The following is a 23,647-nucleotide window of genomic DNA, read 5'->3' on the forward strand; positions in this document are numbered from 1 at the left end:
GCTAGAACCTCACTCGGGGATCGATGAGCGCGGCAATGATGTCCACGATGAAGTTGGTGACCGCAACGATGACCGCCAGCAGCACCACGATGCCCTGCACGGCCACGAAATCGCGGGCCGTGAGGTATTCGGCCAACATGAAGCCCAGCCCCTTCCATTCGAAGGTGGTCTCGGTGAGCACCGCGCCGCCCAGAAGCAAGGCGATCTGCAGGCCCATCACGGTGATGATCGGAATCAACGCCGGGCGGTAGGCGTGCTTGGTCAGGAGCCGGTATTCGGAGACGCCGCGGGAGCGGCCTGCCTCCACGTAGTCGCGGCCCAGGGTGCCGATGACGTTGGTGCGCACCAGGCGCAGGAAGACCCCGGCGGTGAGCAGGCCAAGGGCGATGGCCGGCAGGATCGCGTGCTCGACGACATCTCCCGCCGCGGCCAGGTTCCCCGAGCGCAGCGCGTCAAGCAGGAAGATGCCGCTGGGGTTCTGCAGCGAGGTCAGGGCGAGTTCGGCATTGATGCCGGCCCGCCCGGCAATGGGCAGCCAGCCGAGCCACACGCCGAAAACGAGCTTGAGCAGCAGCCCGGCGAAAAACACCGGGGTGGCGTAGCAGAGGATGGCGAAGACGCGCAGGATGGCATCGGGCCAGCGGTCGCGGAGCTTTGCGGCAAGCAGGCCGAAGGGGATGCCGATCAGCAGTGCGATGACCAGGGAGTTGAACGCCAACTCGGCGGTGGCCGATCCGTACGTGGCCAGCACCTCGGAAACCGCACGGTTGTCCGTGAGGGTCCGGCCGAAATTGCCGGTGAAGACCTGTCCGAGATATTCGAGGTACTGGACGATGACGGGCCTGTCGTAACCTGCGGTGGCGATGCGTTGGGCCAGCTCATCTGGGGTAAGCCGGCCACCAAGGGCTGCGGTGATCGGGTCGCCGGTGACGCGCATGAGGAAGAACACGAGCGTCACCAGGATGAAGATGGTGGGGAAAATCAACAGGAAGCGGGTGACGAGGTAACGTACAAAGCTGCCTCCCGTCTTGGTTGCCGTTGCGGCCGGCGTCGGTGGTGGCGACGCGGCTTCGGCGAGGTCGGTCATGATGGCCATTGATGGTGCGTCCTAGCTAGGTTGGGGCGGTGGGCGGCGGGCCCCGACATGGCCCGCCCCGGTTACCCTCCGCTGGAGGGGAACCGGGGCCGGGGCGTCGGCGGAGCCCGCCGAGGTTGGATGCCTACTTGGAAATGACACCCAGACGGAACTTGAAGGAAGCGTCTAGGGTCGTCTCGACGCCCTTGACGTCGGCTCCCGCAACGGCAACCTGGGCACCCTGCAGCAGTGGGATGGTGGAGAGGTCGACGGCGACCTTCCTCTGGATATCCTCGATCGTGGCCGTGCGCTTCGCCTCGTCGGTTTCCACGCGCTGCTGGGCGATCAGTGAGGCAACTTCCTCGTTGTCGTAGCCGTTGCTCAAGAAGTTCTTCTTGACGAAGAACGGGGAAAGGTAGGTGTCGGCATCCGAGAAGTCCGGGTACCATCCCAGCTGGTAGGCCGGGTAGTCGGCGATGCGCGCCTTCTGGTACGCAACCCACTCGGTGGACTTCAAGTCGACCTTGAACAGGCCTCCGGTTTCCAACTGCTTCTTGACCAACGCGTATTCATCGCCCGAGCTCGGGCCGTAGTGGTCCCCGTTGTATTGCAGCTTTAGGTCGATCGGGGTGCTCACTCCGGCTGCCTCGAGGACTGCCTTGGCCTTGTCCAGCGACGGCTTTCCGTCCTGCCCGTACATCTCCTTGAGGGGTTCGATGGCTCCTGTAAAGCCTTGCGGAACGAAGGAGTACGCCGGCAGGTAGGTGCCCTTGTAGACACTGGTGGCAATCGCCTCGCGGTCCACGAGGTTTGCTGCCGCCTGGCGGACGGCCAGCGCCTTGGCCGCATCGGCGTCATTGGTCTTGGCCCCGAACGGCATGCTGTTGAAGTTGAAGACGATGTAGCGCAACTCGCCGCCCGGTCCCGTGTGGACCTTGACCTTGGGGTCCTTGCTCAGGTCTTCGACATCCGTGGATGAAAGCGCACGGAAGGCGACGTCGACGTTTCCTTGCTGCACGTCGAGCTTTAGGTTGTTTGAATCCGCGTAGTACTTGATGGTGGCCGCGCTGTTCGCCGGAGTGCCGAGCATTCCCTTGTAATCTGCGTACGGCTTGAAAGAAACCAGCGAGTTCTTGGCGTAGCTTTCGATCGTGTACGGTCCATGGAAGGCCTTGGCGGCAACGATGTCATCGTCGGGGAGAAGCTTGTCGGCGGGAAATACCTCGTCGTCAACGATCGGCCCGACGGAGCTGGTGAGTACCTGCGGGAAGGTCTGGTCGTTGCCGCTCTTGAGCTTGAACACGATGGTGGTGGCATCCGGGGCCGTGACGCTGTCCAGGTTTCCCAGCAGGGCCGACGGTCCGTTCGGGTCGGCGATCTTCACCTGGCGGTCGAAGGAGAATTTGACGTCCTTGGAGTCCAGGACCGTGCCGTTGGCCCACTTCAAGTCGGGCTTGAGCTTGACGGTGTACTCGGTTGGCGTGGTGAACTCGGCCGATTCGGCAATGTCGTTTTCCGGGACCGCCGAGCCCGGTCCGGAGTTAAGAAGGAACGGGAAGACCTGGGTCATGACCATGAGCGAGGCGTTGTCATAGGAGCCGGCCGGGTCGAGCGAGGTGACCTTGTCCGTGGTTCCCACGGTGATTGGGCCGCCGGCGGGAGTTGTGCCCCCGGTTCCGGCGTTGGGGGTTGAGGCCGGGCCGGTGCAACCGGTCAGCGCCAGGGCGGAGATGCCGATAACGGCTGCGGCGAGGCGCATCCCGTTCTTTTTTCGGGACATGAGCATTCCTTTTCTGTCAGCGAGCACGTGTGGTGATAAAAAACACATGCTTCATACATCCTAGGTGATCGCCGTCACTAAGCGCCATCACCTGTGGCATTGGACCGAATTGAAATGGAAATGCAACCAAGTGTCCGTTTGATTCGGCCCCGTGGCGTCCCCGCCCCCTGCTCACCATGCCCGTCCGTCCTCGCGCCCCGGCGAAGTGGCCTAGGGTTAAGCACGATGATGACACGAAGAGACGCTGCGATTGCGTTGGATATCCCCATGGAAATGGCCAAGCGGCACGGCATCCCGCCGCGCCTGAGCGAGGCCGCGTTCGCCGAAATGAACGCCAATCCCCCGGCCTGGCTGATCCAGTCACGCGCCAACCGCACCGGCAAGCGACCCGTGTGGGTGCACCTGACCTGCGCCGTTTGCGGGTTCACCGAGGCCGAGCGGCCCAAGAAGTGGTGGCCGGAATTCGACTTCGTGCACTGCGCCGAGCACGGCCCGGCTCAGCTGCCCCGGCTCGAGGCGGGCAAGACGCGCCTGGAGTACCCGGACATCACCACACGCCTCTACGGAATCGTCGACGAGGCAAAGGCCTAACCGCCACCTATTGCATTCCCACGTCCCGCCTTCCGAACGCATCCTGCGGCCGGAAGGCGGGACGTTTGCGTGTGGGATGCGACACGGGGATGAAACAACGTCCCGCAGATAGTGGTGCCATGAACTGAAGTCGCTTCCTACGCCGAATGCCCAAGTCCGACGGCAGCGGATGTCCCCGATCACGTTCGCAGCCGTTCGGGCGGCCTCTGGTCCGACCACGGATTCCGGCCACTGGAACTCAGCCGTCAGCCTCGGAGCGGACGGTTTCGGCACTGTTCCCCGTCTGTGGAAGTCCGTCAAGTCGCCGGTAGCGAACCAGCATCGCACCAGCACTAAACACTTTCGGCGGCTCCACCAACTCGAAGCGCGTTGGAGCCGTTCCGTCGGGAAAGAGTTTCTTTCCTTCCCCGATCACGACCGGACACACCCACAGATTCACCCGGTCGACCAGACCTTCTCTAAACAGGGTCTGCAGCAGGTTCGCGCTCCCCCAGATGTGGATCTGCTCATGCTGCCGGTGCAGGTCACGAACCTCCGTGGCGGCGTCGGTGATCTGCGTGCTGGCATCCCACGTCAGCGCGGGTGCTCCGCGGGACGCGACGTACTTGGGCACCTTGTTGAAAACGCGTGCGAGCTCGTCGGACGCGCTCGGCCAGTAGCTGCGGAAGATGTCGTACGTGGTGTGCCCAAGCAGCAGTGCGTCGGATCCTTGGACGTCAGTGACCAGCTGTTCGTAGGACTCCTGGTCACCATATGGTTCCTCCCACCCGGCGTACTCGAAGTCCCCGTCTTGTTCGTTCGGGCCTCCGTTGGCCTGGATCACGCCGTCGAGCGTGATGTTCATGTTGACGTGCAGCTCTCCCATGTCGCCAGCTCCTCATTACTCCCGTTGCACTCTTCCGGACCACCTCTGCAGCCAGTATCGGACCGGTACCCCGGTTCAACAACAGCCTTGGAGATTTCGGGTTGGATTCTTTGGTTGGGCATGATGGACCGTCAACCCACTGTCGATGCGGTGGTCGGGCAGCTCGCTTGCGAAGCGCCCAAAAAGAATAGGGACTCGGCCTGGAGAATCTCCGAAGCGCCGCCGAATCCCAATCTGCCGGCTGTCCACACTGGATTCCGCCGAATTCGAGCCCAGAGTCGGGTTCCGGCTTCCTACTCACCATGGCACGCGCGATCAGGCTCCATCGGATCTTGATTTCGCATCGCTACGACAATGACTGAGTGCAACGGCTAACGTCACGGTCTTGAAGACTGAGGTCCTGGGAATATGTCACTGAGACACTGCGCGAAGTCCTACCGGCGTGTGACGGTCGTTGTCTCTCGATCCCGGCAGGGGCTCCCATGGAACGCCGGCCCATGTGCCACCTTGGGACTGTCGGCTGCGAGAAGTGGCGCGTTATTTCGGCCTAAAATCACTGACGGTCCAGTGGAATCGCAACGGGCTCGGCACAGCGGTAGCTGACGTACGCCCGTACGGCCTTTTGCGTCAAACATCAATGCTCGGTGCGGAGATTTCCGCACCGAGCATTGATCAGTTGAAAACTGCTTGGGGTCCGTCAGGACACCAGGGACGGGTCCCAGGCGGTCGAGCGGGCCGAATCGATGGTCGCCTGGCCCAACACGCGGGTGCCCTGGTAGATCACCATGGTCTGGCCGGGTGCCACCCCGCGCATCGGTTCGATGAGCGTGGACACCAGGACGTTGCTGCCGTCCTCCTGCGCCTCGACGCGGGCACGGGCATCGACCGGGTCCCCGTGGGCGCGCACCTGGACCATGCAGTCGAATTCGGTGCCGGCTGTCGCATCGGCGATGGGCAGCCCTGCCCAGGAGATCCGGATGCCGCGCAGCTCGTCCACTGCCAGCAGGGCCTCGGGGCCCACGATGACCTTGTTTTCCTTCGGGCGGATTTCCAGCACGAAGCGCGGCTTGCCGTCGGACGCCGGGGTGCCGAGCTTCAGGCCCCTGCGCTGACCGACGGTGAAGGCGTGTGCGCCCTCGTGCTCGCCGAGGGCCTTGCCCTCCTGGTCAACGATCTCGCCCTTGGTCATGTCGATGCGCTCGGCCAGCCAACCGCGGGTGTCGCCGTCGGGAATGAAGCAGATGTCATGGCTGTCGGGCTTGTTGGCCACCGAGAGCCCGCGGGCCTCGGCCTCGGCCCGGACCTCGGCCTTGGAGGGGGTCTCGGCCAGCGGGAAGATGCAGTGCTCCAGCTGCTCGTGGGTCAGCACGCCCAGCACGTAGGACTGGTCCTTGGCCCAGTCGGCGGCACGGTGCAGCTCCGGGTTGCCCTCGGAATCGCGGATCACCTTGGCGTAGTGCCCGGTGCAGACCGCATCGAAGCCCAGCGCGATGGCCTTCTCCAGCAGGGCGGCGAACTTGATGCGCTCGTTGCAGCGCATGCAGGGGTTGGGCGTGCGGCCGGCCTCGTATTCGGCGATGAAGTCGTCGACCACGTCTTCCTTGAAGCGCTCGGAAAAGTCCCAGACGTAGTACGGAATGCCGAGCTTGTCACACGCCCGCCAGGCGTCGTTGGAGTCCTCGACGGTGCAGCAGCCGCGGCTGCCGGTGCGCAAGGTTCCGGGCATGCGGCTCAAGGCCAGGTGGACGCCGACGACCTCGTGGCCGGCCTCGACTGCGCGTGCCGCCGCAACGGCCGAGTCGACCCCGCCGCTCATTGCTGCCAAAACCTTCATCGTGTAAACCCTGTCCCTGCCGTTTGGATGCTGCTGACTTGTGCGGCCATGCCCGCCTTTTTTGCCCGTGCATAGGCCTCGGGCAAGGCGGCCACCAACTTCTCAACGTCGGCGGAGCCGGTTGTATGCCCGAGCGTGAAGCGTTGTGCGCCACGTGCCGTCGCCTCATCCCGCCCCATGGCCAACAGTACGTGGGAAGGGCGCGGGACCCCGGCGGTGCAGGCCGAGCCGGTGGAGGAATGGATCCCGAGCATGTCCAGCACGAAGAGCAGCGAATCGCCCTCGCAGCCCGGGAAGGTGAAGTGCGCGTTGCCCGGCAGCCGGGTCCCTGCGTGTCCGGGGTCCGCGGTGCCGTTGAACACGGCCTCGGGAACCAGCCTGTCGACCCCCTCGACCAGTGCGTCGCGCAGCGTGGCCAGGCGCTCGGATTCGGCCTCCAGGTTGGCAGCTGCCTCGGTGGCCGCCGCGGCGAACCCGGCGGCGGCGGCGGCGTTCAGCGTGCCCGAGCGCAGCGCGCGTTCGTGCCCGCCGCCGTGCTGCACGGGGGTGAGCACAACATCGCGGCGCACGAAGAGGGCGCCGATTCCCACCGGCCCGCCGATCTTGTGCCCGGAGACGGCCATGGTGGCCAGCCCGGAGTCGGCGAAGCGGGTCGGCACCGAGGTGAAGGCCTGGACGGCGTCGGAGTGCACCGGGATGCCGTGGGGGTCGGCGAGCGCGACGACCTTGGCCAGGGGCTGGACGCTGCCGACCTCGTTGTTGGCCCACATGACGGTGACCAGTGCAATGTCGTGGGGGTTCTTCGCGATTTCGCATTCGAGGGCCGCGAGGTCGATGACCCCGTCGGCGTCCACCGGCAGCCAGGTGACATTCGCCCCCTCGTGGGCCTGGAGCCACTCCACGGTGTCGAGGACAGCGTGGTGCTCGATGACCGAACAGATGATGCGGGTGCGTGAGGCGTCGGCGGCGTTGCGGTTCCAGTACAGGCCCTTGAGGGCGAGGTTGTCCGATTCGGTGCCGCCGGAGGTGAAGATGACCTCGGAGGGGTGTGCCCCGGCGGCGGCGGCCAGCTGTTCGCGGGCTTCCTCCGTGACGCGGTGGGCGCGGCGGCCGGCGCCGTGCAACGATGAGGGGTTGCCTGTCTGCGCCAGCTCATGGGTCATGGCCGTAAGCGCGGGGCCCGACATGGGTGTCGTTGCTGCGTGGTCTAGGTATATGGGGCTCGTGGACACCGAACAATTCTAGCCCTGTTGCCGGTTTCCGGGGCGGAGTGATTGCTCACAGCGCCCCGCCCGCTCCCTGGCACCCGCGGGTTGGCTAGTTGCCCTCCCCCTGGAAGTACTCCCCCGCCAGTTCCTCGGGGTCGAAGGGTTCGGTGTCTGGCTCCGGAAGCTCGTTGCGCGTGTCTCCCGCTGCATCGAGCCGGGAGTCGGCATCGACCTCCCAGGCCTCGATGCCGGAGCAACCCAGCAGGGCGTCGATGAGCTCGCGGCTGCCGCCGACGATGGTGGAGTCCTCATACAGCTCGGTGGACAGCAGCCAGGCGCGGTCCCGGGGCCAGGCCAGGTTGGGCGACTGTCGCTGTTCGCCCAGGGAGGTCCGTGCCCACAGCGGGCTGGCCAAGTCGTCGGCATCGCCGCAAAAGACGTAGAACGAGCGATAGCCGGAGCCGATCTGCAACGTCGGGGCGTTCCTGATCTCATCGGAGAATGCCGGTGCCTTGGCCTGGGCTGCAAGCTCCACGGCGCGCTGCGCATTCTCCTGGGCTCCCAGGGCAGGGTCGTCCTCGATCACCACCTCCACCTGGTCCCCGCCGTGGATGAACGCGAGCCCGTTCCACAGCGCCAGGTGGATTTCGCCGGGGGTCCCGGTGTGCGCCGCCAGCACCGGGGCGATGGCGCGCAGCTCGTCGGCCCCCAGTCCGTCCCAGCCCGGGGCCTCGCCCTCCCAGGAGTCCTCGGCCAGCGGCACGCCGTCCTCGCCGATGCCGGAGAGCGCGGCGAATTGCGCCAGGGCGTGCATGGTGCTCCCGCGCCGCTTGGCGATCGCATCCCAGCGCACCGGTTGTCCGTCCGGGCCCATGGCCGGGTGGAAGATCCGTGCATAGGCGGCAAAGCCGCGCGGCACCTGCCCGGCGACCAGGTTTGCGGTGTCCGCGTCCCTGCCTTGTTCCTGCAGGGCCTGCACAATCCATGCGCCGGCATCGGGTGCGACGAAGTTCAAAGTCATTCATACAGGGTACCGAAGCCCGCGCCCGTGGCGCGCCCGACCGTCCGCCCCTGGCGCCCGGATCGACAGCGGGGTCGGCAGCGGAGAGCCAGCCGCATCCTTCCAAAACCTTCTAAAACTGGTAAGAATGGTCTAACAGATCATTGCAAGGAGCCCGCATGAGCATGTATCTACCCGCACTTCGCCATCCGGTCCACCGCTTTGCGCACCGCAGCATCGATTTCAGCACGCAGGTCGCATTGATGGCGATCATCAACCGCACCCCCGACAGCTTCTACGACTCCGGGGCGACCTTCGCCCTGGGCTCCGCGGTGGATGCGGCGCTGGAGGCAGTCGATGCCGGGGCCGACTGGATCGACATCGGCGGGGTCCCTTTCTCCCCCGGACCCGCCCTATCCTGGCAGGAAGAGGCCCAGCGCATCGTCCCTGTCATCGAGGCCGTGCGGGCGCAAAGCGACGTGATCATCTCCGCCGACACGTTCCTGCCCGAGGTCGCCTCCGCCGCCATGGCCGCGGGGGCCGACGTCATCAACGACACCACCGGGCTGAGCAACCCCGAGCTCGGGCGCGTGGTGGCGAAGGCCGGGGCGCACCTGGTCATCACCCACTCGCTCGCTGCACCGCGCACCATCTACCCGCGCCCGACCTACGACGACGTTCTCGCCGAGGTCACCGGGTACCTGCGCCGGAAGGTCGACTTCGCCCGCTCCCTGGGGATCGCCGAGGAGAAGATCATCGTGGACCCCGGGCACGACCTGAACAAGAACACGCTGCACACCCTGGCCATCACCGCCGGGTTCGAGGCCATCGCCGCACTTGGCTACCCGAGCCTCGCGGCGGTTTCCAACAAGGACTTCATCGGCGAGTCGCTCGACCTGCCCAAGTCCGAACGCACCGCGGGTTCGATGGCCGCCGCCACCATGTGCATCATGAACGGGGCACGGATCATCCGGATGCACAACATCCCCGAATCGGTCTCCACCATCCGGATGCTCGAGGCCGCCATGGGCTGGCGCGAGCCGGCCTACCTGCTGCACAACATGGGCGACGTCAATCCCCCGGCACACCCCGGTCCGCCGCTTGCCGGCGCCGCGTTCCTCGACAGCCCCTCCTCCCGCCCGGCCGCCAGGGAAGACGCCTGATGCGCCGCCTGCTGCCGGAGCCGGCCGACGACCTCGACGACGCGGCGCTGCTCGGTTCCTACGCGCCCCCGTCAGGCGCGGACCCCTTCGTCCGCTTCAATTTCGTCTCCTCGATCGACGGGGCCGCGACGCTCGGCGGCCTCTCCGGGGCCCTGGGCACCACGGCGGACAAGCGCGTGTTCATGCTGCTGCGCCGGGCGGCCGACGTGATCCTGGTCGGTGCCGGGACCGTCAGGGCCGAGGGCTACGACGGGGAGCTGCTCGATGCCCCGTCGCGCGCCTGGCGGCTGGAGCGCGGCATGGCCGAGCGTCCAGTGCTGGCGGTGGTCTCCGGGCACCTGGACCTGGATGCCGAGGGTGACCTCTTCACCCGGAACCCCGGCGAGATCCTGGTCCTCACCTCCGCTGCGGCGGACCCCGGGCGGGCAGCTGCCCTGGGCGCGGTGGCCGAGGTCATCGCCTCCGACGCACCGGGTACCGCCATCGACCCCCGGTGGATCATCCAGACGCTGCATGGCAGGGGCCTGCGCGTGATCCATTCCGAGGGCGGGCCCACGCTCCTTGGCGACTTCCAGCGGGCCGACGCCGTGGACAGCCTCTGCGTGACCTTCTCCCCCCTGCTGGTGGCCGGGGACTCGCGCAGGATTGCCCGCGGCACCGCCACGGACACGCCCCGCGAGCTGGCGCTGCACCTCTTGCTCGAGGAGGAAGGCGGCCTGCTGGCCGAATACCGCCGGCCGCAAGCCGGCGGGAGTGGTCCCTCCGGGCAAACCACCACCGGCAACCGGTAGGATCGCTTGAGCAACATCGCGCATCGATGCCTGCTCTCCCGATCCGAAAGGCAGCCACGTGGCCCAGCGGCAAACCCACTACGAGGTCCTGGGCGTTGCCCCCACCGCCAGCGCCACCGAGATCAAATCCGCCTACCGCCGGGCTGCCCGGCTGACCCATCCGGACCATGGCGGAGACGCCGGGGACTTTGCCCGCGCCACGCTGGCCTACGAAACGCTCATCGACCCGGCGGCCCGCACCCGCTATGACCGCAGCTACGGCACCGAATCAAGCTACCTGCGCGGCAAGGCGCCCGCCCCCGGGGCCCCCGGCGGCATGGCGGGCGGCGGCATGGCGGGCGGCGGCTCGATGCGCTTTGAGACCGGTGGCGCCCGCCCCTCGGCCACCGATGCCACCGTCTATGTCCCGGACCTCGATGCCCCCGGCGCCATCGACAGGGCGACATCCATCCGCCAGATGCACGGCACCCCGCGCAAGCGCGGGATCTTCGGCGCCCAGGCCCGCCTGGCGCGCGAGAACCGCACCGTGCAATTGCTCACCCGCCGGGTGCTGCCGTCGCTGCCCTCCGCGCGCCTGGTCAACGGGCTGCACGGCCCGGGCGGCGGCTACATCGACCACGTCATGCTCGGCGGCTACCGGCTGGCGCTGATCCACTCCATGATGCTGCCCAAGGGCGTCTACCGCTGGGACGGGGCCTCGCTGCTGCGCGACGGCAAGCACATCGACCCTCCGCGCATCGCCCCGCTGGTGCATGACATGCAGCGGCTTTTCCCCGAGCTGAACGTCACCGGCTGGACCGTCATCCTGGCCCCGGACGGGAACCTGCACGAACCGGTCATCGACTACGCCCACGGCGGCGAACCCGGGCCCATGAATGCGCTGAACGTCGTCAACGCCATCAACCTGGTGCGGGAAATGAAGATGTTCCTGGGCACCGGTCCCGCCCCGCATGTGGTGGATCGCACGATTTTGGCTCGCCTGCTCGGCGGAATGTACTAGCCACGGGGGCCCCCATGCCCCGCACGGGGGCCCGGGGCCGCGCCACGGACCGGGCCCTGCCACTGGCGGGGCCGGCGCACCGTAAACTGGGGTGCGTGTTCCGAATCCTTTTTTACACTCCCGAAATTCCCGGCAATACCGGCAACGCCATCCGCCTGGCCGCAGTGACCGGCGCCGAGCTGCACCTCGTCGAGCCGCTGGGCTTCGACTTCGAGGACTCCAAGCTGCGCCGCGCCGGCCTCGACTACCACGACCTGGCAGTGGTCACCGTCCACAAGGACCTGGCCTCCGCCTGGGAGGCCCTGGCCCCCTCGCGTGTCTTTGCCTTCACCTCCGAGGGCGAAACGATGTACACCGATGTGTCCTACGAGCCGGGCGACGTGCTGCTCTTCGGCCCCGAGTCCGTCGGCCTGCCCGCCGAGGTGAAGACCGATGGGCACGTCACCGCGACAGTGCGCCTGCCCATGCTGGAGGCCCGCCGTTCGCTGAACCTGGCCAACTCGGCATCCATCGCGATCTACGAGGCCTGGCGCCAGCACGGCTTCGCCGGCACCGGCACGCGCTAGGCACCGCATCCGTGCCGCCGGGTTCCAGCCGGCACACACTAAATACCTAGGCTTCTGGCCTATGCTTACACGTGGCATTCCCCTGCCACTCCACTCGATTTTCAAAGGACGGCAACTCATGACCGGCACCGATCCCGCCACCCCCGGGCACCGCGGCGACGAAAACGACGAGGACCTCGGCATGGATCTTGTCGATGCGGTGTCCACCGATGCCGAGCGCCCGGCCCGGCGCCCGCTCAAGAGGTGGATGTTCGTGGTTGCCGCCCTGGCCGTGATCGTCATCGGCCTGGTCGCCGGCCTGGTGAACCTGCTTCCGACCAACTACGTCTCCAAGGTCGAGCGCGCCTCCGACCAGGTCGTCGTGCAGGTGGACCTGGAGGGCGGCGGGCACGCGGTGCTCACCACCTCGGCCAAGGCCGACGCCGGCATGGTCGAGCTGACCGACCTGCCCCGACTGGACCCGAGCGAGACCTACTCGGTGTGGCTCATCGAGGCCTCCACTGACCGGCCCACCCTGCTGGCCAACGTCGCCACGTCCGAGGAGCCAGTCCAGGAGGGATTCAACGGCGTCGACAAGATCGCCTCCGTCATGGTCTCGCTGGAGCCCTCCGACGGCAGCAGCACCGCCCCGAGCACCGAGCCGCTTGCAGTGCTTGATTTGCCCGAGGCCAAGTAGCGCACCGTCCGCGCACCCGCGCCGCATGCGACCGTGGGCCGTCTCCCCTCAAGAGGGAGACGGCCCACAGTCGTTTAATGCGTCGGCGCTAGAAGCCGGCGATGGTGTCGGCGGCGTTGACCGCCACCACATGGAACGCCTCGGCCAGCGCGCCTGGCGCAAGCCCTGCCTTGGCACCCTGGCCCTCGCACTGGGCGCGCACATAGCGTTCCATGGCCGGGACATCGGGGTGCTGGCTCAGGTGCTGGCGCAGCGCCGCCAGCTTGAGCTCGAACACCTCGGTGATGTCCACCCGGTGGTTTTCCCGCGCTTGCGGGGCACCGTAGAGCCACAGCCACGGAAGCTTGTAGGCCTCGAGGCCCGCCTCCAGCAGCTCCGGGTAGGCGAACGGGTTCTCCACCGCCGGGTAGATGGCGCGGGTCACCGCCTCGCCGCAGGCCAGGTGGTCAGGGTGCGAGCGCTGGATCCGGTCCCAGTTCCGCTCCGGGTGCATGGCCAGGACCACGTCGGGGCACAAGGTGCGGATCAGCGCCACCACCTGCTTCATGACGCGGTGGTTGGGCTCGAGGAACCCGTCGGCCTCCCCCAGGAAATGCACGGTGTCCACGCCCACCAGGGCGGCCGCGGCCCGCTGCTCGGCATGCCGGGTGGCGGTGATCTCCGCCGCGGTGCGCGCATCGAATCCCCCGGCGTCCCCGTCGGTCATGATGCAGTATTCGACCTGCACTCCGGCGGCGGTCCAGGCCGCCACGGTGCCCGAGGCGCCGAAATCCAGGTCGTCGGGGTGCGCGCCGAAGCACAGCACCCGTTGGACCCGCTGGGTCGCGGGGTCAAAGATGCCCATGCCCGCCTAGCCCTTGCGCCGGCGGATCTCGGCGGCGGCCTGCGGCAGCACCGTGGCCAGATCGCCCACGATGCCCAGGTCGGCGATCTCGAAGATCGGTGCGTCGGGGTCCTTGTTGATCGCCACGATGGTCTTGGCCATCTGCATGCCGGCCTTCTGCTGGATCGCCCCGGAAATGCCGGCGGAGATGTACAGCTGCGGGGAGACCGTCGTGCCGGTCTGTCCCACCTGTGCGGAGTGGTCGATCCAGCCCGCGTCGGTGGCCGCGCGCGAGGCGCCGATGGCAGCACCCAGGGCGTCGGCCAGGTCCTCGACGGGGCCGAAGTCCCCATCGACGCCGCGGCCGCCCGCGACCACGAAGCGGGCCTCGGAGAGTTCCGGGCGCCCGGTGGCGGTGTGCGGGGCGGTCGCGGTGATGCGGGCCGCCGGGGCGGAGTCGCCGAGCTCAAGCTCGTGCACCGGCGCAATTGCTCCGGCCGCGGGCTGGACCTCGGGCACCTCGATGCTGTTGGGCTTCAGCGTGATGAGGGCCGGACCGCGGGTGACCTGCGCCTTCACGGTGTAGCTGCCGGCGAGCACCGACTTGGTCACGGTGAGTTCGCCGTCCACGTCGATGGCGTCGGTGATGACCCCGGCGTCCAGGCGCACGGCGGTCCGTGCGGCGATTTCGCGTCCCTCGATGGTGTTGGGCAGCAGCACCGCCGCGGCCCCCGACTCGCGCACCGCAGCCTCCAGCAACGAGACGGCCGGGGCGATGAGCCCTGCCGTGTCCAGGCCGCCCGCGGCCGCGTAGAACCCGGTGGCGCCCGCGGCGGCCAGCCCGGCCAGCGCCGCGTCGTCTGCCGGCGCGCCCAGCACCGCGGCGGCCTGGCCCAGGCGGGCGGCCAGGGCCAGCAGTTCGCGCTGGCCCTTGCTTGGCGTGCCGGCGGGGGCGTGGATGTATACCAAAATGTTCGACATGTTTTTCCCCTTGTGGGTGCTAGATCAGCTTGGCGTCGGCGAGGAAGTCCACCAGCGCGATGCCGGCCGAGCCGGAGTCGGTGATGATTTCCCCGGCGGTGCGCGGCGGGCGCGGCGCGGCCTCAAGGACGCGGGTCGCGGACCCGGCGGCCCCCACCGAGGATGCGGCCAGGCCCAGTTCGGCGAGCGTGAGCGTGGTGATCTTCTTCTTCTTGGCCGCCAGGATCCCCCGGAAGTTCGGGTAGCGCGGCTCGTTGGCCTGGTCGGTGACCGAAACGAGCACCGGCAGCGCGGCCTCCAGGGACTGCGCACCGTCCTCGCCCTCGCGCACCGCGGCCAGGGTGTTCGATCCGGGTGCCAGCTCCACCTTGGAGAGGTTGGTCAGCTGCGCCACGCCCAGGCGTTCGGCCAGCTGCGCGGGAACCAGCGAGGTTTCGGCGTCGGTCGAGGCCATGCCGGTGAGCACCACGTCGAAGCCGCCCAGCTGCTTGATGGCGGTGGCCAGCACCAGGGAGGTCGCCCCGGCGTCGGAACCTGCAAGCGCGGGATCGCAGATGTGCACACCCTTGGCGGCACCCATCTGCAGGGACTTCTTTACGGCATTCGCTGCCGCTTCCGGCCCCATGGTCATGGCCGTGACGGTGTTGCCTGCCTTGTCTCCGCCGCGGGACTCGGCCAGGGCCAGGGCCGCCTCGATGGCGTACTCGTCGAGTTCCGACAGGACGGAATCTTTGCGGTCCAGTCGATTCCCCGGACCGGTCAGCTGGCGCTCGAATTGGACATCTGGCACGTGTTTGACCAACACGAGAATGTTCAAGGGCGTGCCGGTGTTCTGGCTCATTGCTGCCTTTCTGAAAACTTGGACAGATCTTCGTGGGAAAGTGCGGCCGGTGCGCACGCGCTGCCGCCAATGGCGGGCGGGACCGGCCCTTCTCCCCCGTATATCGTATCGGTGCCCGGAGTGGCCCGATCCCATGCCACGGACGCCGCGTGCGGCAGGTTCGCGGCCCCGACGCCAAGAACGCGGCGTGCCGGCAAGGGGAACTGGTCTCCTTGCGGGTACGCCGCCTTCGGGCACATTTCGCCGCGTTGCGGCGCATTTCTTCGTGTTTCGCCCTGCGAGACACGACATGTTGCGCCGTGTGTCGCCGGGTGTCGTGTGTCAGGCGGCCGGGGATTCCCCGACCGTCACCGTGGCCGTGGCCTCGGACCCGCCGCGCGTGTAGTGGATCTCCGCGGTGCCGCCGGCGGGGAGCTCGCGGATCACGGCGGTCAGCGAGGTGCTGTCGGAGATGGTGCGGGTGTCGACCCCGGTGATGACGTCGCCGACCTTCAGGCCCGCCTTGGCCGCCGGGCTGTCCGCGACGACCTTCTTGACCTCGGCGCCGACGCTGAAGGAGGAGGAGCCGCCGCTCTTCACCGCTGCCGGCTTGGCCAGCACCTCGACCCCGAGCAATCCGTGCGAGGCCGAGCCGTCGGCGATGATGTCGTTGGCGATGCGCTTGGCGTAGTCGATCGGGATCGCGAAGCCGACGCCGATCGATCCGCTGTCAGAGGAGGCGTCGGCTCCGGAACCGGAGGAGGCGATGGCGACGTTCACGCCGATGATGTCCCCGTTGACGTCCACCAGGGCGCCGCCGGAGTTGCCGTGGTTGATCGCGGCATCGGTCTGGATGACGTTGATGAAGATCGAGCCGGCGGACCCGGACTGCTGCTGGTCCTCTTCCTCCGGGGCGCCGGGGAACTGGAAGTTGAATTGGTTTCCCTCGTCGTTTTCCTCCGCGCCCTCGCCCTCCTTGGGCACCGCCGAGGAAGCGACGGAGATGGTGCGGTTCAGCGTGGAGATGATGCCGTCGGTGACGGTGCCGCTCAGGCCCAGCGGGGCACCGATGGCAATCGCGGTGTCCCCGACGTTCAGGTCGCCGGAGGCGCCGAGGGTGGCCGGAACCAGGAACTGCGCTTCGATCTTGATCACGGCCAGGTCCGAAAGCGGGTCGGTGCCAACCAGGGTGGCGTCATGCACCTTCCCGTCGGACGTTCGCACGGAGATCGCCGGGCTGCCGGTGGTGCCGCCCAGGGTCACCACGTGCGTGTTGGTGAGGATGTGGCCGGCCGTGTCCAGGATGATGCCGGAGCCCGAGCCTGCCGACCCGGCGCCCGAGACGTCGATGGTCACGACGCTGGGGCTGGCCTTGGCCGCCGCTGCCGTGACGGCGGTGACGTTCTCCGGGTTGTTGATGACCACGTCGCCCTGCGGCGTTTGGCTGCTGGTGGCAACCGTCCCGTTGGAGGACATCACGTAGTTGGCGCCAACCGCGCCGCCGGCGCCCACCAGGGCGGCGGCGATCATGCCCACGATCAGGGCGCCGGAGGTGAACTTCTTCGGTGCGTTGTTCCGCGCCGGGGGCACGGGGGGAGCGAAGGCCGAGGCATGGTCCTCGGCGGTCGGGGTCCCGTAGGGCGAGGCGGCATGCTGCTGCGGCGAGTTCCAGGAGTGTTCCTGTGCCGGCTGGGATGACGGCTGCTGCGGCTGCGGCTGCGGCTGCGGCTGCGGCTGCGGCTGCGCGGCATCGGCGGCACCCTGGGCCGGGGTCCCGGTGTGGCGCGGCAGTGCCTGGGTGGGATCGGCGGCACCGTCGATCTTGGCCACGGGCGTCTGCCCGGCGGCCTCGGCAGGATCCCCGGCCGCGGGCTGCACGGCATCCGGCCCGCTGGCGGGGGTGCTCGGCGGTGTCACGGGGCGCGGCGGCACGGCACCGGATTCGGGCTGCGACTCGCCGTCGCCCGGGGTGCCCGGGTTCTTGGACTCGTTCTCGCTCATGGCTGTTCTTCCAATCCCTGAAGGTGGGTAATCCTGCGTTTCCTGTTTACAACTATGCCCTTTTGGGCTGTGGCGGCGAAAAGGAGCACCTGAGTGTCAGCTGTGAGAATGCGCTATTCCATAACCCCCGGCCCGATGCACCGGCGATTCTGTGGACTCGCGCCCATCGCACCCATAGAATCAACATCGACAGCAGAAACCGGAAAGTTGCCAGTAGCCACGCTCCCGACCCGGTGTTTCTGCGGCCGACCATGCAAGGGTGAAGGAAAAATATGAAGTCGCTCCCCCGGCGGATGGCACTTGTTGCCGCCGCAGGAATCTTGTCCCTGTTCATGCTTGCACCGCCGGCCTCGGCCGACTCCCCAGTGCAGATTCCCCCGGGCGAATTCGTGGTGGACCAGGCCCGGGCCCTGGGGTCCGACGCCACCGAGGTGACCGACGCGGTGAACCAGCTGCGCCTGGACACCGGCCAGTCGCTCTTCGTCATCTACGTGGACACCTTCTCCAACCCCGACGACCCCGACGACTGGGTCCGCGAGGTGGCCGAGACCAAGCAGATGGGCAGCAGCGACTCGATCCTGGCCATAGCGGTCGAGCAGCGCCAGGCAAGGTTTGTCTCCCAGGAGAACGGCGACATCGTCGAGCACGACCAGGAAATCTTCACCAAGCTGGTCAGCCCGCAATTGTCGCGGGACGACTGGGCCGCCGCGGCATTGGGCGCTGTCACCGGCATCGAGAACGTCGTCGCGGGCAACTCCCCCACCGGGGATGAGGCGTCGAGCGGCTCCGACAGCTCGGGTGGATCCGGCGGCGGCGCCGGATGGATCCTGGTCGGCGGCGTCGCGATCGTCGGCGGTGCCACCGCCTGGGCGCTGGCGCGCCGCAAGAAACTTCCCTCCGGTCCCCCGCCGGTGGCCGTGGGCCCGGACGGCAAGCCGCTGGATCCTCTGGCCTCATTCACCATCCCCGAACTGCGCACCAAGGCCGGTAGCCTGCTGATTGCCGCCGACGACGCCATCCGCTCCTCCGAGCAGGAGGTCGGCTTCGCCCAGGCGCAATTCGGCGAGGACGCCATCAAGCCCTTCGCCGCAGACATCGCCGCCGCCAAGGAGCACATGTCCGAGTCCTTCAAGCTGCAGCAGCAGCTCGATGACCATATCCCCGACACCGAGGAAGACCAGCGTTCCTGGCTCGGGGAGATCATCCGCCGCTGCGAGGCCGTGAACGAGACGCTGGAGCAGCACACGGAGGAATTTGCGTCGCTGCGCGAGCTGGAACAGAACGCCCCCGCGGCCGCGGCCTCGCTCAAGGCCCGGATCGAGCCGATACGCCAGCGCGTCGGCACCGTGCAGGCCCAGCTCGCCGAACTCGCCACCCGCTACACCGAGGGCGCGCTGCACCAGGTCCACACCAACATCGCCGAGGCCACCGACCGGCTGGACTTCGCCAACACCGCGGTGCTCACCGCGGAGGCGAAGATCGCCGCGACCGAATCCTCCGAGGCCGCCGTGGCGGTGCGGGCCGGAGAGGACGCAGTGCACCAGGCAACCGTGCTGCTCGACGCGGTGGCCCATGCCGGAGACGACCTGGACAAGGCCCGGGCCGACCTCGAATCCCTGGTTTCAACCGCTGCCAAGGACCTGGCCCAGGGCCGCGCCCTGGTCGCCAACGGGTCCAACCCGGAACTTGCGGGTTCCGTCGCCGTCCTGGAGGCAGCGCTTTCCTCGGTCCAGTCCCAGGTCGGCAGCGGCCTGGTGGACCCGGTGGCGCTCGTGTCCGAGGTCGATGCAGGTCTCCGCCCGCTCAATGAGCAGCTGAACCAGATCCGCGACCAGCGTGAACGCGCCAACCGCGCGGCCGAATCCCTGCAGGCGGCCATTCGCACCGCGCAGATGAAGATCAGCGGCACCGACGACTTCATCAGGGCCCGACGCGGCGGCGTCGGCGCCACCGCACGCACCCGCCTGGCCGAGGCCCAGCGCAACCTCGAGGAGGCCCTGCGGCTGGCCCCCTCGGATCCGTCCGCAGCCTTGTCCCATGCCGAGCACGCCTCCGCGCTGGCCGACCAGGCCGCACGCGAGGCTGAAAACGATGTCGAGGGCTTCGGCGGCGGTTTCGGCGGCGGAGGCTTTGGCGGCGGCCGCGGCGGCGGCAGCGGGCTTGGCGGCGCCATCCTCGGCGGCATCCTCATTGACTCCATCTTGCGCGGCGGTTCGCATTCCGGCGACTCCGGCGGCGGCCTCTTTGGCGGCGGCGGCTTCGGCGGCTTCGGCGGAGGAGGCGGCGGCGGAGGATTCGGCGGCGGCTTCGGCGACGGCGCGGGAGGCAGCTTCTAGGGCCCGCCCTCGCAGGCGCACCGTCGGCCCCTTGCTGCCGGTGCCACGGAACCCGGCCATCCGCTCCGTGCCCCCAGATTGCAATACAGCGGTTCCGGCACCGGAAACGCGCCAAAGTAAATAGTTCACCAAGTCAGTCAACGAAAGGTCTCACCGTGGTAAAGCAGTCTATTTTTGGTCGTGTCGCCCAGCTGGCCAAGGCCAACATCAACGCCATGCTCGATTCGGCGGAAGATCCGCAGAAGATGCTCGACCAGATGGTGCGCGACTACACCGATAACATCGCCGAGGCCGAAACGGCGGTGGCGCAGACCATCGGCAACCTGCGCATGATCGAGGAAGACTACAACGAAGATATCCAGGCGGCCTCCGATTGGGGCAACAAGGCACTGGCAGCCTCGGGCAAGGCCGATGAGTTCCGTTCCGGCGGCGACGGCGCAAATGCCGACAAGTTCGATTCGCTGGCCAAGGTCGCCATCGAGCGCCAGATGCAGTCCGAGTCGGAGGCAAAGTCCGCCGAACCGACCATCGGCTCGCAGCGGGACATCGTGGAGAAGCTCAAGACCGGTCTGGACGCCATGAAGTCCAAGCGCCAGCAACTTGTTTCCAAGCGCGACGAGCTGGTTGCCCGGGCAAAGTCCGCCCAGGCCCAGAACCAGGTGCAGGATGCGGTGAAGAGCATCGACATCATGGATCCCACCAGCGAAGTCAGCCGCTTCGAGGAAAAGATCCGCCGTGAGGAAGCCCGCGTGCGCGGCGCTGCGGAGCTTGCCTCCTCGTCGCTCGACGCCCAGTTCAACTCGCTGGAGGACCTGGGCGAGCAGACCGAGATCGAGGCCCGCCTCGCCGCGTTGAAGGCGCCGAAGGCCGCGCCCTCGATCACCACCGGCTCGGGCGCGTAGCCTCACCGGCCCAACCCACCATGGCGGCCCCCGGGCTACCGCTTATGCGGGGGCGGACGGCGGCGGAGCTTACCGGCATTGAGCCGATGCCCCTCCACCGTCCGCCCCCTTCTTGCTGCCCGGGGAACGGGACGGGCCAGGCCACGGAAGCGCCGGCCTCCCTTGGGCACCGTCCGCTTCCCCGCACAAAAGGGAGAGCGGATTGGCGTCCGGGACGCCATCGACGATGGATCGCCGCGCAGTTGTCCACAGATTTCCGTTGCCTCTGGAACAGCGGGCGCCGCATCAGCCACGCTCAATGGCATGAACACCGAGCAGTTCACCCAGATCACGAGCAACGGCCGGGGGCACCCCGGCCACGGCTCCAAGCCCGGCCCCACAATGGCCCGGGCCGATCGCCTGCGCTCACTGCTCGCCGCAGAGGAGTACTTCATCGTCACGGCCACGGAGCTGGCCACCGGGACCGCCTCCCCCACCGAGGCCGCCGCGCTGGCGCTGATCGTCGAACGCGCCCACCGGCGCACTGCCTACATCCAGATCCTTGCCGCCCAGGCCGCCCAGCGCACGCTTGCGCACGAATTGCCGGTCGAGACCTTGGAACTGATTTCCAGCACCGTGGCAGACCCCGCGCACCTTCTGGCCGGGGACGTGGAGCTGCCGGCGGATCCCGCGACCCCTCCGACCGGGCGCCCGCCCCACAAGGACACAGCTGACCTCCTGCAGCACCTGCTGGGGACCGGCTACTTCGAGGTGCGCGACCGCATCAATGCGACCAACGCAATGCTCCCCCACATCGACATCAACGGGATCAGCCACCCGGCACGGTATCCACAGCTTTCGGCCGACGCACAGGCAGGAACGATCGACCCCAAGCATGCGATCCAGGCAGCGAAGAAGCTCGACAAAGCCTCCCCCGTCATCAAGAAGCAACCCGAACCCGCACAATTGACCAGCATCATGGAAGCCCAGGTACTGGAGTCCTTGCACACCCAGGGCCCGCAGGCAGCCGGCAAGCTGATCACCGCCTGGCAGCGTTCGTTGGAGGATTCGGCTCCCAGCGAGCCCGGCAAAGAAGAGATCAGCGCCAAGACCGGAATCTTCCTCACCCGCCGCACCGAACACTTCTCGTACTTCAGCCTGTGCATGCTCAATGTCGAGGCGGAGATCTTCCTTTCCCATTTCGCCAATGCGGACAACCCGCGCACCGCCGCCGGCAACAGGGACAATCTTGCCGGCGATGCCGCCACCGGTTCCCGGAATCCGCAGACGGACGATGACGATGGCCTCCCGCAGCCCGATGACGCACCGCCCATCCCCGCATGGGCGGCGGATCCGGGAACCCCGGTCGAGGACCTCCCCCGGGCCACCTATACCGACCTTGGTCAGGCGCCCGCCCAAGGCCACGCCTCGGACTCACAAACGCAGGGCTCCCCAAGCGGACCGCCAGCCAGCGATTGGCAGTCCGACCTTCCCGGGCACGATGGGCTCACGCCGGCACGGCGTCGCCTGCAATCCATCCTCAATGCCTTGCAAAGCATCGGCGGAAACGCCGGGAAAGGCGGCAAGGGCCTCGCCCGGGCGACCCTGGTGGTTCACTGCCAGCTCGAAACCCTTCTGGGTTTGGCCGAGCAGGCCGGTATCACCGCCCACGGACTCGACATCAGTCCCGGTGAACTCAGGCGGTTGCTGTGCGATGCAGGCGTGCTGCCGATTGTCTTCAACAGCAAGAGCCAGATCCTCGACCTCGGTCGCGAACAACGTTTCGTCCCGGACGAGATTCGGCAGGCGGTTCTTGCCAGGGACGGCGGCTGTCTGGTTCCAGGTTGCACTGTGCCGCCCGAGCATTGCGAAATCTGCCACATCGATTCGTGGCAAGACGGCGGGGTGACCAGCGCCGAGAATTCGGGCCCGGGCTGCAGTGCCCACCACCATGACTTCCATTCGGGGAAGCTTATGCTGGTCCGGGACAGCAACGGCCTGCCTGCGGTCTTGCTGCCCAAGTACCTCGACCCGGAACAGATTCCCCGCCGCAATGACCACTGGCAACATCGGCGGCAAACCAATCCAAAGTTGTTTTAGGCGGTTCCGCAGCCCCCAACGGTTCCACGCATCGGAGACTCCTTGTTAACGCAAGAAAGGCCCTGCGGATCCGAAAATCCGCAGGGCCTTCATTGTGGAGATGGGGAGAATTGAACTCCCGTCCGATGTGGTGTTGCCAGGTCTTCTCCGGGCGCAGTTTGCGTTGGAATTTCTCTGCCCCAGCCGTCATGCAAACAAGCGGCTGATCCAGGCACAGTTACCTAAATTATGCAGGAAGTTCCGGTAACGCTAACTTCCCGCAGTGGCTATCTAAATGACGTTAGGATCAGGGGCGATAGCATCCCCTGGCTAACGGACTGGTCTGGCTGCTTAGGCAGCGAGAGCGAAGTCAGTGCGCTTTGAGTCGGCACTTATTGTTTTGCAAAGAGCGTTTACGAGATAACTTTGCATCCTCGGCCCGCTTCACATGTCGCGACTCACACCGTCGAAACCGATCATCCCCGTATTTTGTTGTCAACGGGCAACTTGCGTTGCCCCAACCACACGGAATAACCGTGTGCATCCAGTCTAACGCACAATCGCTCCATGTCTATTCCCCGGCCAATTTCACCCACTCGATGCAGGCTGCCGCTGAAATCTCGACATGCGAAAAATTGCTATTCACGCGCTCCACGGTTGCGTTCCCGCATTGTGCGCAGCGCCTCGCGATTGTCCTGCTTCTCACGCAGGCTCTGGCGCTTGTCGTATTCCTTCTTGCCACGCGCCACGCCGATTTCGATCTTGGCGCGACCATTCTTGAAGTACAGGCTCAGCGGCACGATCGTCAGGCCGGACTCATTGATCTTGCGCTCGATTTTCAACAGCTCTTGGCGATGCAGAAGCAACTTGCGGCGGCGGCGGGCAGCGTGGTTCGTCCACGAGCCATTGAGGTACTCCGGAATGTAAACATTCTCTACGTACAGCTCATTGCGGTAGAACTGGCCAAATCCATCAACCAGTGATGCCTTGCCCTCACGCAAGGATTTCACTTCGGTCCCGCTGAGCACCATTCCGGCTTCATAGGTATCGAGAATCTCGAAGTCATGCCGGGCCTTGCGGTTGCTGGCAACGATCCGCTGTTCAGGGTCTTTCTTAGACACGTTGGCTACTCCTCTCCGCGAGTGATTTCGTCACTTGGCGAGCTTATAGCTTACCG

Annotated in this window: 20 protein-coding genes and 1 other RNA gene; 9 read left to right on the forward strand and 12 right to left on the reverse strand. The window is 67.0% G+C overall.

What is annotated here, in order from left to right; genetic code table 11:
• Position 1: 1 nt before the first annotated feature.
• Together ACLQ7E_RS08405 and ACLQ7E_RS08410 are read right to left on the reverse strand one after the other, a co-directional pair.
• Entirely contained in the window at positions 2 to 1,087 is a 1,086-nt protein-coding gene (locus tag ACLQ7E_RS08405; protein WP_411732207.1) for an ABC transporter permease, read from the reverse strand.
• 133 nt (positions 1,088 to 1,220) lie between these two features.
• Entirely contained in the window at positions 1,221 to 2,855 is a 1,635-nt protein-coding gene (locus ACLQ7E_RS08410) for an ABC transporter substrate-binding protein (protein WP_411732128.1), read from the reverse strand.
• A gap of 225 nt (positions 2,856 to 3,080) precedes the next feature.
• Between ACLQ7E_RS08410 and ACLQ7E_RS08415 the strand changes: the two genes are divergently transcribed.
• Positions 3,081 to 3,446 carry a hypothetical protein gene (locus tag ACLQ7E_RS08415; RefSeq protein ID WP_411732129.1) on the forward strand — a complete coding sequence of 122 codons (366 nt, stop codon included), beginning with the start codon at positions 3,081 to 3,083 and terminating at the stop codon, positions 3,444 to 3,446.
• Between the two features lie 238 nt (positions 3,447 to 3,684).
• Here ACLQ7E_RS08415 and ACLQ7E_RS08420 read toward each other — a convergent pair whose 3' ends face one another.
• The 4 genes from ACLQ7E_RS08420 to ACLQ7E_RS08435 all read right to left on the reverse strand — a co-directional run bounded on the left by ACLQ7E_RS08420 (position 3,685) and on the right by ACLQ7E_RS08435 (position 8,374).
• On the reverse strand, positions 3,685 to 4,311 hold the full coding sequence (locus ACLQ7E_RS08420; RefSeq protein WP_411732130.1) for a dihydrofolate reductase family protein: 627 nt from the start codon (positions 4,309 to 4,311) through the stop codon (positions 3,685 to 3,687).
• Between the two features lie 697 nt (positions 4,312 to 5,008).
• Entirely contained in the window at positions 5,009 to 6,145 is a 1,137-nt protein-coding gene (gene mnmA / locus ACLQ7E_RS08425; RefSeq protein ID WP_411732131.1) for a tRNA 2-thiouridine(34) synthase MnmA, read from the reverse strand.
• Complete coding sequence (locus tag ACLQ7E_RS08430) at positions 6,142 to 7,377, reverse strand: cysteine desulfurase family protein (RefSeq protein WP_411732132.1); 1,236 nt, start codon at positions 7,375 to 7,377, stop codon at positions 6,142 to 6,144. Before ACLQ7E_RS08430 ends, mnmA begins: the two co-directional genes overlap by 4 nt.
• A gap of 85 nt (positions 7,378 to 7,462) precedes the next feature.
• The gene (locus ACLQ7E_RS08435; protein WP_411732133.1) at positions 7,463 to 8,374 is read right to left on the reverse strand and encodes a hypothetical protein; all 912 of its coding nucleotides are present in this window, start codon (positions 8,372 to 8,374) and stop codon (positions 7,463 to 7,465) included.
• A gap of 158 nt (positions 8,375 to 8,532) precedes the next feature.
• On the opposite strand from ACLQ7E_RS08435, the gene folP reads away from it, so the two are divergent.
• The 5 genes from folP to ACLQ7E_RS08460 all read left to right on the forward strand — a co-directional run bounded on the left by folP (position 8,533) and on the right by ACLQ7E_RS08460 (position 12,549).
• Positions 8,533 to 9,516 carry a dihydropteroate synthase gene (folP, locus tag ACLQ7E_RS08440; protein ID WP_411732134.1) on the forward strand — a complete coding sequence of 328 codons (984 nt, stop codon included), beginning with the start codon at positions 8,533 to 8,535 and terminating at the stop codon, positions 9,514 to 9,516.
• On the forward strand, positions 9,516 to 10,307 hold the full coding sequence (locus tag ACLQ7E_RS08445; RefSeq protein WP_411732135.1) for a dihydrofolate reductase family protein: 792 nt from the start codon (positions 9,516 to 9,518) through the stop codon (positions 10,305 to 10,307). Before folP ends, ACLQ7E_RS08445 begins: the two co-directional genes overlap by 1 nt.
• 58 nt (positions 10,308 to 10,365) lie before the next feature.
• Positions 10,366 to 11,307 (forward strand): J domain-containing protein, encoded by a 942-nt coding sequence (locus ACLQ7E_RS08450; RefSeq protein ID WP_411732136.1) that lies wholly within the window; start codon positions 10,366 to 10,368, stop codon positions 11,305 to 11,307.
• A gap of 95 nt (positions 11,308 to 11,402) precedes the next feature.
• Positions 11,403 to 11,873, forward strand: coding sequence for a tRNA (cytidine(34)-2'-O)-methyltransferase (locus tag ACLQ7E_RS08455; RefSeq protein ID WP_411732137.1), 471 nt, complete (start codon positions 11,403 to 11,405; stop codon positions 11,871 to 11,873).
• Between the two features lie 118 nt (positions 11,874 to 11,991).
• The gene (locus ACLQ7E_RS08460) at positions 11,992 to 12,549 is read left to right on the forward strand and encodes an anti-sigma factor domain-containing protein (protein WP_411732138.1); all 558 of its coding nucleotides are present in this window, start codon (positions 11,992 to 11,994) and stop codon (positions 12,547 to 12,549) included.
• 88 nt (positions 12,550 to 12,637) lie between these two features.
• On the opposite strand, the gene ACLQ7E_RS08465 is transcribed toward ACLQ7E_RS08460, so the two are convergent.
• The 4 genes from ACLQ7E_RS08465 to ACLQ7E_RS08480 all read right to left on the reverse strand — a co-directional run bounded on the left by ACLQ7E_RS08465 (position 12,638) and on the right by ACLQ7E_RS08480 (position 17,174).
• Positions 12,638 to 13,393, reverse strand: a complete 756-nt coding sequence (locus ACLQ7E_RS08465; RefSeq protein WP_411732139.1) for a PIG-L deacetylase family protein — start codon at positions 13,391 to 13,393, stop codon at positions 12,638 to 12,640.
• Positions 13,394 to 13,399: 6 nt separating this feature from the next.
• Positions 13,400 to 14,353, reverse strand: a complete 954-nt coding sequence (locus tag ACLQ7E_RS08470; protein ID WP_411732140.1) for an electron transfer flavoprotein subunit alpha/FixB family protein — start codon at positions 14,351 to 14,353, stop codon at positions 13,400 to 13,402.
• A gap of 19 nt (positions 14,354 to 14,372) precedes the next feature.
• Positions 14,373 to 15,194 (reverse strand): electron transfer flavoprotein subunit beta/FixA family protein, encoded by an 822-nt coding sequence (locus tag ACLQ7E_RS08475; protein ID WP_411732141.1) that lies wholly within the window; start codon positions 15,192 to 15,194, stop codon positions 14,373 to 14,375.
• Positions 15,195 to 15,515: 321 nt separating this feature from the next.
• A complete protein-coding gene (locus tag ACLQ7E_RS08480) occupies positions 15,516 to 17,174 on the reverse strand; it encodes a trypsin-like peptidase domain-containing protein (protein WP_411732142.1) in 1,659 nt (552 codons plus the stop codon).
• Positions 17,175 to 17,446: 272 nt separating this feature from the next.
• Here ACLQ7E_RS08480 and ACLQ7E_RS08485 point away from each other — a divergent pair, with 272 nt between their 5' ends.
• From ACLQ7E_RS08485 to ACLQ7E_RS08495, 3 genes are all read left to right on the forward strand, one after another.
• On the forward strand, positions 17,447 to 19,510 hold the full coding sequence (locus ACLQ7E_RS08485) for a TPM domain-containing protein (RefSeq protein ID WP_411732143.1): 2,064 nt from the start codon (positions 17,447 to 17,449) through the stop codon (positions 19,508 to 19,510).
• Positions 19,511 to 19,665: 155 nt separating this feature from the next.
• Positions 19,666 to 20,412 carry a PspA/IM30 family protein gene (locus tag ACLQ7E_RS08490; RefSeq protein WP_411732144.1) on the forward strand — a complete coding sequence of 249 codons (747 nt, stop codon included), beginning with the start codon at positions 19,666 to 19,668 and terminating at the stop codon, positions 20,410 to 20,412.
• Positions 20,413 to 20,715: 303 nt separating this feature from the next.
• Positions 20,716 to 22,491: a DUF222 domain-containing protein gene (locus ACLQ7E_RS08495; protein WP_411732145.1), complete on the forward strand. Its 1,776-nt coding sequence runs from the start codon at positions 20,716 to 20,718 to the stop codon at positions 22,489 to 22,491.
• Positions 22,492 to 22,583: 92 nt separating this feature from the next.
• Here ACLQ7E_RS08495 and ssrA read toward each other — a convergent pair.
• Both ssrA and smpB read right to left on the reverse strand, forming a co-directional pair.
• Positions 22,584 to 22,954, reverse strand: a transfer-messenger RNA (tmRNA) gene (gene ssrA / locus ACLQ7E_RS08500).
• Between the two features lie 154 nt (positions 22,955 to 23,108).
• A complete protein-coding gene (smpB, locus tag ACLQ7E_RS08505) occupies positions 23,109 to 23,591 on the reverse strand; it encodes an SsrA-binding protein SmpB (protein ID WP_411732146.1) in 483 nt (160 codons plus the stop codon).
• Positions 23,592 to 23,647 lie beyond the last annotated feature (56 nt).

Origin of the sequence: Paeniglutamicibacter sp., assembly GCF_046714615.1 — a bacterium.
Classification (GTDB): domain Bacteria; phylum Actinomycetota; class Actinomycetes; order Actinomycetales; family Micrococcaceae; genus Paeniglutamicibacter.

Bases quoted from the DNA above. Each gene is read 5' to 3' on its own strand.
- ACLQ7E_RS08405 (WP_411732207.1), bottom strand. From the start codon at position 1,087: ATGACCGACCTCGCCGAAGCCGCGTCGCCACCACCGACGCCGGCCGCA.
- ACLQ7E_RS08410 (WP_411732128.1), bottom strand. From the start codon at position 2,855: ATGTCCCGAAAAAAGAACGGGATGCGCCTCGCCGCAGCCGTTATCGGC.
- ACLQ7E_RS08415 (WP_411732129.1), top strand. From the start codon at position 3,081: ATGATGACACGAAGAGACGCTGCGATTGCGTTGGATATCCCCATGGAA.
- ACLQ7E_RS08420 (WP_411732130.1), bottom strand. From the start codon at position 4,311: ATGGGAGAGCTGCACGTCAACATGAACATCACGCTCGACGGCGTGATC.
- mnmA (WP_411732131.1), bottom strand. From the start codon at position 6,145: ATGAAGGTTTTGGCAGCAATGAGCGGCGGGGTCGACTCGGCCGTTGCG.
- ACLQ7E_RS08435 (WP_411732133.1), bottom strand. From the start codon at position 8,374: ATGACTTTGAACTTCGTCGCACCCGATGCCGGCGCATGGATTGTGCAG.
- folP (WP_411732134.1), top strand. From the start codon at position 8,533: ATGAGCATGTATCTACCCGCACTTCGCCATCCGGTCCACCGCTTTGCG.
- ACLQ7E_RS08445 (WP_411732135.1), top strand. From the start codon at position 9,516: ATGCGCCGCCTGCTGCCGGAGCCGGCCGACGACCTCGACGACGCGGCG.
- ACLQ7E_RS08460 (WP_411732138.1), top strand. From the start codon at position 11,992: ATGACCGGCACCGATCCCGCCACCCCCGGGCACCGCGGCGACGAAAAC.
- ACLQ7E_RS08465 (WP_411732139.1), bottom strand. From the start codon at position 13,393: ATGGGCATCTTTGACCCCGCGACCCAGCGGGTCCAACGGGTGCTGTGC.
- ACLQ7E_RS08470 (WP_411732140.1), bottom strand. From the start codon at position 14,353: ATGTCGAACATTTTGGTATACATCCACGCCCCCGCCGGCACGCCAAGC.
- ACLQ7E_RS08475 (WP_411732141.1), bottom strand. From the start codon at position 15,194: ATGAGCCAGAACACCGGCACGCCCTTGAACATTCTCGTGTTGGTCAAA.
- ACLQ7E_RS08480 (WP_411732142.1), bottom strand. From the start codon at position 17,174: ATGAGCGAGAACGAGTCCAAGAACCCGGGCACCCCGGGCGACGGCGAG.
- ACLQ7E_RS08485 (WP_411732143.1), top strand. From the start codon at position 17,447: ATGAAGTCGCTCCCCCGGCGGATGGCACTTGTTGCCGCCGCAGGAATC.
- ACLQ7E_RS08495 (WP_411732145.1), top strand. From the start codon at position 20,716: ATGAACACCGAGCAGTTCACCCAGATCACGAGCAACGGCCGGGGGCAC.